General features: G+C 42.0%; 7 protein-coding genes. 2 read left to right on the top strand and 5 right to left on the bottom strand.

Features of this window, described 5'->3' with window-relative positions:
• Positions 1–51: 51 nt before the first annotated feature.
• Entirely contained in the window at positions 52–1,332 is a 1,281-nt protein-coding gene (locus QUB10_RS15845; protein ID WP_333203476.1) for a glycosyltransferase family 4 protein, read from the top strand.
• A gap of 387 nt (positions 1,333–1,719) precedes the next feature.
• Here the strand turns inward: QUB10_RS15845 and QUB10_RS15840 are convergent, their stop codons facing one another.
• Genes QUB10_RS15840 through QUB10_RS15830 form a run of 3 tightly spaced genes read right to left on the bottom strand, consistent with a single transcriptional unit; the run spans position 1,720 to position 9,195 of the window.
• The gene (locus QUB10_RS15840; protein WP_333203474.1) at positions 1,720–3,264 is read right to left on the bottom strand and encodes a response regulator; all 1,545 of its coding nucleotides are present in this window, start codon (positions 3,262–3,264) and stop codon (positions 1,720–1,722) included.
• Positions 3,257–5,074 (bottom strand): ATP-binding protein, encoded by a 1,818-nt coding sequence (locus tag QUB10_RS15835; protein ID WP_333203472.1) that lies wholly within the window; start codon positions 5,072–5,074, stop codon positions 3,257–3,259. Before QUB10_RS15835 ends, QUB10_RS15840 begins: the two co-directional genes overlap by 8 nt.
• Before the next feature lie 35 nt (positions 5,075–5,109).
• Positions 5,110–9,195 carry a serine/threonine-protein kinase PknK gene (locus tag QUB10_RS15830; protein WP_333203470.1) on the bottom strand — a complete coding sequence of 1,362 codons (4,086 nt, stop codon included), beginning with the start codon at positions 9,193–9,195 and terminating at the stop codon, positions 5,110–5,112.
• A 501-nt stretch (positions 9,196–9,696) separates the two neighbouring features.
• Between QUB10_RS15830 and QUB10_RS15825 the strand changes: the two genes are divergently transcribed.
• A complete protein-coding gene (locus tag QUB10_RS15825; RefSeq protein ID WP_333203468.1) occupies positions 9,697–10,332 on the top strand; it encodes a DUF1802 family protein in 636 nt (211 codons plus the stop codon).
• Here QUB10_RS15825 and QUB10_RS15820 read toward each other — a convergent pair.
• Positions 10,319–10,969 (bottom strand): ABC transporter permease, encoded by a 651-nt coding sequence (locus QUB10_RS15820; RefSeq protein ID WP_333203466.1) that lies wholly within the window; start codon positions 10,967–10,969, stop codon positions 10,319–10,321. The genes QUB10_RS15825 and QUB10_RS15820 overlap by 14 nt on opposite strands.
• Before the next feature lie 137 nt (positions 10,970–11,106).
• On the bottom strand, positions 11,107–11,862 hold the full coding sequence (locus QUB10_RS15815) for an ATP-binding cassette domain-containing protein (protein WP_333203464.1): 756 nt from the start codon (positions 11,860–11,862) through the stop codon (positions 11,107–11,109).

The following is an 11,862-nucleotide window of genomic DNA, read 5'->3' as shown; positions in this document are numbered from 1 at the left end:
CCACAGTCAACAGTCAACAGTCAACAGACAACAGTCAACAGACAACAGACAATGAAAGCATTATTTCTCCATCCCAACTTCCCCGCCCAATACCGCCACATTATCACGGCTTTAGGCGCAGATCCGAAAAATCAAATTGTTTTCGGCACTAAAAACGAGCGCCCAGAGTGGAACATTCCCGGCGTTCGCAAAGCAGCATTTACCCCCAGCCGGGAACCCCACGCGCAGACTCACCAATACGTCCGCCCTTTAGAAAGTGCCGTCATCTACGGACAAGCCGTATTTAGAATGGCCGAACAACTCAAAGCAGACGGTTTTGTACCCGATATTATCTGCGGACATTCCGGTTGGGGGCCGACATTGTTTGTCAAAGAAGCTTTTCCAAATACGCCGCTTTTGTGCTATTTCGAGTGGTTTTATCATGCTATTGGTTCCGACGCAGATTTTGACCCAGCGGAACCTTTAACAGTTGACGATATGGCCAGAATTAGAATCAAAAATGCGCCGATTTTGATCGATTTATACTCTTGCGATTGGGGTTTGTCCCCCACTTATTGGCAGCGATCGCAATTTCCGCCAGAATTACAACAAAAATTATCCACACTCCACGACGGCGTAGATACCGATTACTTCAAACCCGACCCCGGTGCTAAACTGGTTTTGCCTAACTTAGACTTGTCTGGCGTTGATGAAATTGTCACCTACGTATCGCGGGGAATGGAACCTTACCGGGGTTTTCCCGAATTCATTGAGTCGATCGCCTATGTGCAAGAACGCCGCCCCAACTGTCACGTCGTAATCGTTGGTTCCGAAAGAGTTTGTTATGGGCGTTCTTTACCCAACGGCGAGTCTTACAAAGACCATATGCTCAAAAAAGTGCCGCTAGATTTGTCGCGAGTTCACTTTGTCGGCCCCCTACCTTACGGACTGTATTTAAAAGTAATTCAAGCATCCGACGTACACGTTTATTTGACCAGACCTTTTGTGCTATCTTGGTCAATGATTGAATCTCTATCAACCGGATGTTTAGTAATTGGTTCCGACACAGGGCCAGTCAGAGAAGTTATCCGCGACGGAGAAAACGGTTTGCTAGTCGATTACTTCTCGCCCAAACAAGTAGCCGATCGCATTGATGAAGTTTTAGACCATCCTACCCGCATGGCAGAAATTCGCATCAAAGCCCGTCAAACTGCCCTAGAACGCTACAGTTTAGCTAAAATGCTGCCGCAACATTTACAACTAATTGAGCAAGTAGCAAATCGTTCCATGCCGCCTACAGTTGGTATGGAACCAGAACGGGAATTAGCAGCATCTTTTGCAGTGAGAATTTAGCAATAAAGGGGGTCAGGACTAAACCCCTGGTCATAAGCTCTCCTGTACGACTACACCGCACAGGAGGGTTCACCAACGAGACGATAAACATCGGAACATCTGGACGTTTTAGTTCGCCAATTAAATAATTTGACAGATCTGAAGTTTTGGTTCAGTTGTATTTAATGTGGTAGCTAAAAAATCCTGATTACGGTCTTAAGTGATTAGGATTGCAGTCTCCTAAATTTACGCACATCTACCCTCTGCTTGGTCAGCTTTGAGAATAGCGATATTTTATAGATTTGTGGACGGGCTGCAAGAAAATATGGAGGTATTTATTGCGTATCAAGCCCGTTTGGGATTTATTTGGCCTTGAAATTTGTTTAAGTCTCGTTAATTTAAAATCAACTAAGAAATACCCAAAGCTGTTTCCGACCTCGTAATTAAATTATTAGCAAAAATTTTCTGGTGAATTGGAATATCAATAATAAAGATTGCCCCCTGATTAGGAGCAGAAATACAATTGAGCTGGCCCCCGTGCTTATCCACTACAATCTGATGGGAAATTGACAGCCCAATACCAGTGCCCTTCCCGATAGGCTTAGTAGTAAAAAATGGTTCAAATAGGCGTTGGCTAATGTCTTCCGTCATCCCAGGCCCATTATCCTTAATCTGGATTAACACCCGATTAGATTCCGTGACTTCCGTGCGAATGAAAATTTTAGAAGGATTAGCTTTCATTTCACTTAACGATCGCGTCGTATTATAATCATCTATGGCATCAATAGCATTAGCAACAAGATTCATAAACACCTGGTTAAGCTGACCCGCATAACACTCTACCAGAGGCAGATTGCCGAATTCTTTGACCACATCAATTGCAGGTCGATCGCCTCTTCCTTTAACACGGTTATGCAAAATTAACAGAGTGCTATCAATACCCTGGTGAATATCCACCGGTTTCATTTCAGATTCATCCAATCGCGAGAAGATTCGCAGCGACTGAACAATTTCGCGAATCCGGTCTACGCCTACCTTCATTGAACTCAGCAATTTAGGTAAGTCTTCAACCAAAAAACCTAGTTCTATTTCCTCTATTTTATGTTCAACTTTTGGCCCTGCATCCGGGAATTTTTGGTGATAAAGATTGACGAGATCTATCAAATTTTGGGTATAATCATCGGCATAAGAAAGATTCCCAAAGATAAAATTAACGGGATTATTGATTTCATGGGCTACACCTGCAACAAGCTGACCTAGAGAAGACATTTTTTCGCTCTGCACAAGTTTAGTCTGCGTGATTTGTAAGTCTCGAAAAGCCTTTTCTAAACATTGAGTTTGGATTCGCAATTGAGCTTCCGATTGTTGCAATCCCGCCTCTGCTTGCAGACGCTCTTGAATCTCCTGTTTGAGCAATTGATTGGATTGGAAAAGTTCAGCCGTCCTTTCATCAACTCGCCTTTCCAGCTCCGATGCCAGCTTCAAGAGCGAAGATTCCGCTTTGACACGCTGTTCAATTTCTGCTTGCAAGCACACATTTTGCTCTAAGAGTTTCTTCGACAAATTGCGGAGCTTCATGTGGACATTAACGCGAGCTAAAACCTCTTCATGCTGAAGAGGCTTAGTAATATAATCCACCGCACCCAGACTCAAACCTTTAACCTTATCCACCGTATCAGCAAGGGCAGTCATAAAAATCACGGGAATGTCTCTGGTTAAATCATTCGCTTGCAAACGGCGGCAAGTTTCAAACCCATCTATTCCTGGCATAAGCACATCCAACAAAATCAGATCGGGCGCAGCATATGCGACCTTCTGGAGAGCACTTTTCCCATCCCTAGCTACCAATACTTTAAAGCCATAATCAGCCAAAAAATCGAACAGGACACCTAAATTAGTCGGAGTGTCATCTACGATTAAAATGGTGCTTTGTTCGGGAAGTTCACTACTCATTGGTTGTCGTCCTATATTGTTTAATAAACTCTAGGATTTGTTGTTCTTCAAATCCTTTCGCTAACTGGCGCAGATGGGTAGCAAAGGGAACCCATTGCTCATTGAGTTGTTCGAGTTTTGCAGATCGATCCGCAATTCCTCGGAGATCGCCCATCATTGCTAGATCGAATAGAACGGCCATTTCCTCATCGGGGGGAGCTACAATTTCAGAACTTAGAGATTTTTTTTCTCCTTCTGCTCTCCTAATCTCTTCCAGATTTTCTTCATAAATCCATTCTAACCCTAAATGAGTACGTAATTTTTCTAAAAGCTCCTCGATTCGTATGGGTTTGGGAATAAAATCATTGCAACCTACCTCGGCACTTTGTTGTCGATCGAAATCAAAAACGCTGGCAGAAGTAGCAATCACCACTAACTTAGTCTTACCTAGTAATTTGCGAAGTCGGCGCGTTGCTTCTAAGCCACTCATTACTGGCATCATCAAGTCCATTAAAATACAGTCGGGTTTAAACTCCACTGCCTTGTTTAAACAGTCCTGACCCTCCGTTGCTTCCAGAATTTCAAATCCTAACGGCTGAAGCATTCCCGCGATGATCGAGCGATTCTGCCACTTGTCGTCCGCTATGATAATTTTTCGCTTTCGGCCTTTGAAACCAACGATTGTGTTGGCATTTGCTTTGGCTGCATTAGTCGCCCATTCCGATACTTCTGGCAAATCTAAATCGAACCAGAAAACGCTCCCTTGTCCTAATGTACTTTTCACCTTTATTTCACCACCCATCATCTGGACTAATTGGCGGCTAATTGCCAGTCCTAACCCGGTTCCTTCAACCTTAAGGTTGGCATCCCCTACTTGGTGAAAAGGCAAAAATATGTCTTTCAATTGCTCTGATGCCATACCCACTCCGGTATCTTCCACTTGAAACCGGATTTTGCCATCCTGATATCCTACTTTGAATGCCACCCCACCTTTTTCGGTAAACTTAATCGCATTGCCGAGTAAGTTGATTAAAACTTGCCGCAACCTTTTTTCATCTCCCTGGACGGCAATAGGTAGTGGGGTAATTGCCTCGTAAATCAGGGAGATTCCCTTTTGTTCTGCCCGAATATTGCAAATTTCAGCCAGGCCTTCCAAAAATTCTGATAAATGGAAATTACTGAGGTGGATTTCCATTTTTCTGGCTTCGATTTTAGAGAGGTCTAAAATATCGTTAATCAGGGTTAAGAGGTGATCGCCGCACTGACTAATCACGTTCAGACTATCTTTTTGCTGCTCAGCCAAGTTTTTTTGTCGTTTGAGGATTTGCGTGTAACCCAAAATGCCATTAAGTGGCGTTCGGAGTTCGTGGCTCATATTAGCAAGAAACTCACTCTTGGCAGAGTTGGCTGCTTTCGCTAATTCTTCTGCTTTTTGTAAATGGATATTTTTTTCTTGTAACTGTTGCGTTCTTTCTGCCACCTTCGCTTCTAAAGTAGCGTTTGCTGCTTCCAAATCGTTATAAAGACGGGCATTTTCAATCGAAATAGCTGCTTGAGAAGATAAAAGTTGTAAAACTTCTAAACCATCGGGAGTAAAAGCACCAGTTGTGAGATTATTTTCTAAATATAGAATACCAGTAAGTTTTCCTTGATGGACGATGGGAGTACATAATACTGACTTGGGTTTTTGGTTGACGATATAAGTATCCGCCGTGAAGGTTCCCTCACAAGTCGCATCGTTTAATACAACATTTTCCTGAGTTCTGGCAACATAGTTAATCAAAGATATGGGTAGTTGCTGACTATTTTCTACTGGGATTGTTTGCAGCACTTCTACATCGCTATCTACGGTTCCATAGGCTTCAATTAGTATAGTAGATTTCCAGCTTTTTCTAAAATGAAAAGGCCACTTTGAGCGCCCGCATTCTCGATCGCAATTTTCATCAATTTCGCCAACAGCTTACTCAGTACAATTTCACCAGAAAGAGCTTGGGATGCTTTGATCACAGTAGCTAAATCTAGAGATCCTGCACTTCCTCCACTCGTCGAGGTAGTGATCATAGTGACCGGGCTACCTTGACTTTCGGGCTTCGCTATCCGGGAAAATATTTGAGGATACCTCGCTTCCAAATCTTTGACTATAGCTTTAGCTCCCCAGCGAATATATCCGTAGCGAGCATCGGTTAAATAAATCCGAGCAATTTTATCTTTAGAACGGGAAAAATAAAAGTCTCCTGCTAATTCGTTGGCTAATGCTTCTTCTTGGATGTATCCCTGTTCTTTGGCTCCTCCTATGGCGCGATCGTAATAATCGCTCGCTTCTAAAGGTTGTCCCAAAATCCGCGCTTTTTCTGCTTCTACTAACTCATACTTGTGCTGAAAATTGCACGGCGCATGGAACGCCCAAGTCTTCATTTTTTCTTGGTTAGCTGCTACTACACTTAGATATTTTTCTTTCTTTTTGGGCGAGGCTTTTGGATACAGTGCTAGGAGGGAAAGAGAATGGTAGAAGTTGTCGATACTCATGTGGATTAATCCTGCACCCATGCTGGCGTATTTTAATGCTAAATGAGCAATCCTCACTGTTTGATTAAACTCTTTAAATAAATAAGATAGCATCATTTTGCCGGCATAATAGGCATAGAGCAAAGTCCCATTATTAGAAGCTATAATTCCTGGCAGTAGTTCTTCTTCATTAAAGCTTGCACCTAGTAAATGGTATTTGTCTGAGTTTTTGTCCAGTAAATTGTCAACTATTTGCTGGTGAACTTTCACAAATAAAGTATCATATTCTTGTTTGAGCTGAATGGTCATAGCAACATATTTTGCCTGTTCTTGCTCAAGTTTTTGTAGTTCTCCCCCGCTAAAAAGTAAGTGATTGCAATAATTTGCTATACTGTGACAAGCATATTCTATATCTCCAGTTTCTATACCACTTTGAATGGCCTCAACCAAAGATTCTAGGGTTGCCTTAAGCGGATCTTTCCAAAACCTTGCCAGACAATTAAATATACAAATTATTTGGGATTTAAGGGTAACTGCGTTGAATTTTTCTAGTAAATCAATAGCTAACTTGCCAAATCTATATCCAGAATCTATGTCTCCTAATCCTCCACAGAGTAACACTCCATACCAAACATAAGCAAAAGCAGATTCAGGCGAATTCCCATACTTAATAGACAAGGCTATTTTTGTATAAAGAATTCGCGGAAACATCGCAGGATTTACAATAAAAGCTGGTGTTATAATAAGATTTAATATTCGCATAGCTGCGAGTTTATCGGGAGCTGTCATTGTCGGCAAGTTAGCTAAATCATCAACTATCAGTTCTTGAGGTGGTTCTGGCTCTAGGCTAATCCCGAACATTTCCAGAACTGCGAGTCCATTATCTATAGCTGATATTCTCCGATTTTGAGACATCTCTAATTGAATTCTAAGTTCATAGACCTTGCCTTTTTCCAGAAGGGTTTTCGCTTGTTTCTGGCTCGTCTCAGACAACTGTTGCGATCGCTCATAATTAGTGTTTATATATTCAGTTTCTGCTGCTTCCAGATGGAGGTTAAACGTCAGCTCATATTGACTCTCCCAGCTATCATCTACGAGTAGTCCTAAACCCACATTCAAATATTTGACAGCCGACTCATAAGCTGTGGCAGCTTTGGCTTTCCGTCCAGCGATCAGATTAAGTTCTGCCAACTCATATCTTTCCAACTCTAAAGTGATTAAATCCGTTCCATAATTTAGTTGGTTAACCAGTGCAAAGATATTTTCTTTTCGTTCTTCAGGGCTTGTGGAATTCAGCAGTAGTTGACCAATTTTTCGGTGAGTTTCTTTTTTCTGATCGTCGGGTATCAGAGAATAAGACGCCTGTTGCACTCGGTCATGCAAAAACTTGTAGGTGACATTAAACGGCTCCGTTGAGTTTTCGGTAGATATTTCCGAGTCAAATAGCAGGGGGATTTTGTAGGAATTATTTAGTGGCAGAACGAAACCAGCTTGTAGCGCTTCCCATAAATCCCTTGCGGTCTCTGACTGAGATTTTTTATTAGCAATTGCCAAAACGTCTAAACTAAATTTATCTCCTATACAGGCAGCTAATTTTAAGACATTCTGCGTCGGTGACGATAGCTTTTGAATTTGGCTGACCATCAATTCGACGACATTATCGCTGATATCAATGCCTTGAAGCAGTTGGATATCCCACTGCCAACAAACTCGATTGAAATCAAAGGATAGAAGTTGGTCTTGATAAAGGGATTTGAGCAGTTGAGTTAAGAAGAAGGGATTTCCCTGGGTTTTCTTAAAAACTAACTCAGCCAGGGGTAAAACTTCGGAAATGTGACTGCGAAGAGTTTCGCTCACTAATTGGTTAACATGAGATAGCTCCAAAGATTGGAGGATAATATTATTTACTGTTGCCCTAGTATTGTGAATTTGCTCTAAGGTATAAATTAAGGGATGAGTGGCACTGACTTCATTATCTCGATAAGCCCCAATTAATAGCAGATATTTACTATCTGGATCGGTCATAATTAGTTGGATAAGCTTGAGGGAAGCCGAATCTGCCCACTGCAAGTCATCCAAAAATATCACTAGGGGGTGTTCAGGTTTACTAAACACCTGTATAAATTTTTGAAACACTCGATTAAATCGGTTTTGAGATTCAGTGGGCCCCAAAGTCGGAACCGCAGGCTGTGGCTCAATAATCTTTTCTACTTCGGGAATAACCTCAATAATAATTTGCCCATTGGCACCAAGTGCTTCGAGAATTTTAGCTTTCCAAATTGCTATTTGAGCAGAATTTTCAGTGAGCAGTTGCCGCATCAATCCTTGAAATGCTTGAATTAAAGCAGCATAAGGAATATTCCGCTTAAATTGGTCAAATTTACCCGAAAGAAAATACCCTCGTGCTCCGACTATAGGTTTATCAACTTCGTTAACTAAGGAAGATTTGCCGATACCTGAATAACCGGAAACTAGCATCATTCCAGTTGTCCCACCACTGACGCGAGCGAAGGCTTCTAGCAAACTAGCAACTTCTCTTTCCCGTCCATAGAGTTTTTGCGGAATCATAAATTGGCTGTAGGAATCTAGTTGACCTATAATAAAGGGGAAAATCTCTCCAGCCGAAAGCATCTGCTGGCAGTTTTCCAAGTCAGCTTTTAGTCCGAAAGCACTTTGATATCTATCTTCAGCGGTTTTAGATAATAATTTCATTACAATTTCCGAAACTGTATCCGGGATTTCTGGATTCAGCTTTTTAGGTGGTATTGGTGCTTTAGCTATATGGCAATGAACGAATTCCAGGGGGTCTTTTGCGGAAAAAGGTAGCTTACCCGTCAGCATTTCATAAAATGTAATACCGAGGGAGTAAAAGTCGGTGCGGTAGTCCACTGAGCGGTTCATTCTGCCGGTTTGTTCCGGCGACATATAAGCGAGAGTTCCTTCTAATAAGTTGGGAGTGGTGACGGTTTGATTTTCTCGCTCTAAGAGAGAAGCAATGCTAAAATCAATGATTTTTAATTCGTTTGTATCTGGGTTAATTAGGATATTTTGGGGCTTAATGTCTTTATGGATTACATTACTATGATGGATCTCTCCCAGAGTGTTTGCTAACTGAATGCCGATTTTGAGAAATGCGTTTATAGCCAAGGGTTGATTGTTAAGATAATCTTTCAAGGATTGACCGCTAAAATTTTCTACTATCAGCGCTAAGCCGTTATGATAGTTTTCTAAAGCTATGGGTTTGACTATTCCTTGACTGTCTAAATGTCGAAGTATTTTATGTTCGTGTCTTAAGCGGGAAATTTCTTCGATTGTCGGATGCTCAGCTTTGAAGGTTTTGATAATTGCTGAGGTTTTATCACTGTCTTTTGTGCCGCGATAAATAATCGTATTGACACTTTCGTAAATAGCTTCGCTTAGGTTGTAACCGAAAATAGTAATGCTCATGTGCGTAATTTCACTAATAATAATAAATTGAATAGCAGGCGGTATTTCAGTAGGTGTACTGATATTTATGACAGAACAGAATTAAAAAACTATTTTCTCTGCACTCTAAATAAGTATATAAATAAGTATAATCTAAGCTTTTTGAAGAATATTTAAGTTTTAACAAATATAAATATGCTTGTTCGGCACTTAAGATGCGAGAATCTTTAAATTTTCTTAAGTTTTAAGTAAAATCCTGAAAAAATTAACGACAAAGTTGCTGAATATACCCCGTGTGATAGTAGAGGATAGCTTGGACACAGAAGAGACGATTATTTTATCGGTTAGAGTAATAAAGAAAACAGCAGTTGGCCCACGATGTGATCCAACTAATTATTCTCTTTATCACAATAATATAGTCCTGCATACTCAGGACTACGCCAATTTTAAGAGGAAAAAGTGGCTGTACTTGCTTGAAAGTACCGATTTTTGTTACTATTGTTAAAACCCAACTAAATTCCCATGAAATCAACTACTAGGGCGCTGAAAGAATGGAATGTAGCAGTTAATGCTTTGGAACAAGGTCAAACGATTGTGCTGTTGCGGAAGGGGGGAATTCGCGAGCAAGCAGGACAGTTCAATGTCACTGACAAACAGGTTTTGCTGTATCCAACTTTTGAACACCAACAGCCGGATTTATTAAAACCGGAGTTTGCACATCAAGTCAAGACTGTCGAATCTGGTTGGCATCCAGAAGTTATTAGAATTGGCAGTTGGGCGGAGATTACTGATGTTTTTTTGGTGGCTTGGGAACCGGCAATTACTGCGCTATTTCCTTACCATATTTGGAATGAAAATTTTGTCAGCGATCGCCTGAAATGGAAACAAGCTCAGCCAATTTATATTTTATTACTGCGGGCTTATCGCCTTGCAGAAATCCGCGAAATTCCCTACATTCCTGAATACGGCGGTTGCCGTTCTTGGATCGATTTGGCAGATGCTATTTCGCTGGAGGGAAGCCAAGCTGTTTTGAGCGATCGCGAGTACATTGAACGGTCAAATGAAATCCGCAATCTGATAGCAAATCCTGCGAATGCTTCGGGTTCGCAGAGAGTGACAACGCTGACGGAAGGTAGCCAGGATTTTAGTCCTCATTAAGAGTTTTTAATGTACTTTTCGAGAGGCGCGCTTCTACCCAACCCAGCCCAAAATCCGCAGCTAAGGCCATTAAAGCCGCCGGAATTGCCCCAGCCAAAAGTAACTGATTGTTGACGGTAGCAACGCCACGGAAAATAAACACCCCCAAGCCACCCGCGCCAATTGCAGCGGCGATTGTAGCAAGTCCGATCGCAATTACCGCAGCAACTCGCACGCCCGCCAGAATCACGCCCAGCGCCAGGGGAATTTCCACTTGCCATAACAGTTGCATATCAGTCATCCCCATGCCTCTTCCGGCTTCCGTAATCGCTGGATCGACGCCGACAATCCCAGTATAAGTATTGCGGATAATAGGCAGTAAAGAATACAGAGTGAGGGCGATAATTGCCGTGCGATCGCCTATTCCACCCACTACCGGCACCGGGATTAGCAAGCCAAACAAAGCTAAACTGGGAATTGTTTGCATAATATTAGCAAATCCCAAAATTGGCTTTTTCAATTTAGGTTTTCTTGTAGCTAAAATTCCCAGGGGCATCCCCACAATAATAGCGATAAAAATTGCAACAGTTACTAAATATAAGTGTTCGAGCGCGCGCTGAACAATCTCCGCACCATACCGATTTAAAAATTCTATCATTTGGTAATTGGCAATTGTGGTATAATTAAAAATATCGTAGGGGCGGGTTCACCAATATCTTTAATTCCCAACCATCAGCTTCAAAAACCCGCCCCGCCCATACTCATAAACGAAGGATGCGATCGCACATTATATTATTACCCCATCATGGGTAATTGCAAACATTCAAGAAATGCCCCCGCTTCTGGATGCTGAGATTTGAGAAAATCATCAGGTGTTGCCAATTCAACCAACCGTCCATCTTGCATCAAACCAATTCTAGAAGCTAACAAAAAAGCTTCTTGAATGCCGTGAGTCACAAAAATCACAGTTTTGCCAAGTTGCTGCTGCAATTGACCGAATTCCCGCTGTAATTCCAGACGAGTAATCGGGTCTAAAGCACCAAATGGTTCGTCCATTAACAATATCGGAGGGTCAGCCGCCAGTGCTCTAGCGACGCCTACCCGCTGCCGCTGTCCGCCGGATAACTGATGGGGATAGCGTTTGGCGAAGTGCTGGGGGTTGAGGTTGACTAATTCTAACAGTTGTCGGACGCGAGATTGAATACGATCGCCCTCCCAACCTTCTAATTTTGGCACTAAACCGACGTTTTGCTCCACGGTAAAATGGGGAAACAAACCGATTTCTTGAATCACATAACCAATTTTTCGGCGCAGTTGAATTGGGTTCCACTGAGTTGTCGGTTTTCCCATGACAAGAACTTCGCCGCTGCTTGGCGTTAGTAAATTGTTAATCAATTTCATGGTAGTAGTTTTGCCACTACCGCTGCGTCCCAGCAATACTAAAACTTCTCCTTGTAGCACTTTGAAATTAAGTTTGTCTACTAAATGCCTGCGGTTGAGGCGATATGTCACGTCGAGGCATTCGACAGCAACTTCATTATTGAGAGGCAT

Source organism: Microcoleus sp. B5-D4, from assembly GCF_036705145.1.
In the GTDB taxonomy this organism is placed as follows: Bacteria; Cyanobacteriota; Cyanobacteriia; order Cyanobacteriales; family Microcoleaceae; genus Microcoleus.
Note: the sequence above shows the minus strand (reverse complement) of the source record. Positions and strands in the feature narration are given on the sequence as shown.